Origin of the sequence: Kitasatospora sp. NPDC007106, assembly GCF_040634455.1 — a bacterium.
Lineage (GTDB): Bacteria > Actinomycetota > Actinomycetes > Streptomycetales > Streptomycetaceae > Kitasatospora > Kitasatospora arboriphila.
On sequence record NZ_JBEYFP010001313.1, the window covers coordinates 1 to 1,263 of the forward strand.

At 70.5% G+C, this 1,263-nt stretch carries 1 protein-coding gene; it reads left to right on the forward strand.

The genetic code is table 11. The features are described 5' to 3' along the window. Positions 1 to 121: 121 nt before the first annotated feature. The coding region (locus ABZ641_RS38095; protein WP_359989223.1) for a family 16 glycosylhydrolase at positions 122 to 1,263 on the forward strand (1,142 nt) is incomplete at its 3' end.

Consider the following 1,263-nt stretch of genomic DNA (forward strand, 5'->3'; position numbering starts at 1 on the left):
GGCCGCGCACCACCCGCCGCGGCAGGTCGCCAGGGGACTGCGGAGCGGCCCAGCACCATCGAACCCGTCTTCGGAGGTCCGACACATGCAAGGGAAATTTGCACAGGCACCACGCCGCGCCTTGAAGAGAGCGCTCTCAATCCTTCCCGTCGTCGCGGTCACGGTGGCGGCGATCGTCGTCCCGACGGTGAACGTCGCGGCGGTGAAGGCCGAGGCGGCGGTGCCCCCCGCACCGTCGGGCTTCACGCTCACCTGGAGCGACGACTTCAACGGTGCGTCCGGGACCGGCGTCGACCAGAGCCTGTGGAAGTACGACACCGGGCCGGGCAGCAACTTCGGCACCGGTGAGATCGAGACCATGACCAGCAGCACGTCGAACGTCTACTACGACGGCCAGGGCCATCTCGTGCTCCAGGCCCTGCACTCCGGGTCCGACCCGCGGAGCGGATGGACGTCCGGGCGCGTGGAGACCCAGTCGGCGTCCTTCGGCGCCCCGGCGGGCGGAGTCGTCCGGATCGAGTCCGTCCTCCAGCAGCCCAACGTCAACACCGCCAACGGGGCGGGCTACTGGCCGGCGTTCTGGATGCTCGGCGCGCCGCTGCGCTCCGGCGTGACGTGGCCGAAGTCCGGCGAGATCGACATCATGGAGGACATCAACGGCCGCGGTTCCGTCTTCAGCACCATCCACTGCGGGGTGAACCCGGGCGGCCCGTGCAACGAGTCGACCGGCATCGGTTCGGGCGAGCGCGCCTGTTCGGGCTGCCAGACCGGCTTCCACGACTACGCGGCGGAGATCGACCGTTCGGTGTCGCCGGAGCAGGTCCGGTTCTACCTCGACGGGAACAACTTCTTCACCGTCAACGCCAACCAGGTGGACCCGACGACCTGGGCCGACGCGATCGACCACCCGTTCTTCATCATCTACGACCTGGCGATCGGCGGCGGCTTCCCGGACGCCTTCGGCGGCGGCCCGAACGCGGCCACGGTCTCCGGCGGCAAGCTGGTCGTCGACTCGGTGGCCGTCTACAACAAGGGCCCGGGCACCGGCGGCGGCGGTGGTGGTTCGGTGACCGGCCGGACGATCACCGGTCCGGGCGGCACGTGCGTGGACGTGGCGGGTGACGACACCGGCGGCGACGGCACCGCGGTCCAGCTCTGGGACTGCCAGTCGGGGGCCAAGGACCAGCACTGGACCTGGAACGGCCAGGCCCTGCAGACCCTCGGCAAGTGCCTGGACATCGCCGGCGGCAACAGCGCCGCGGG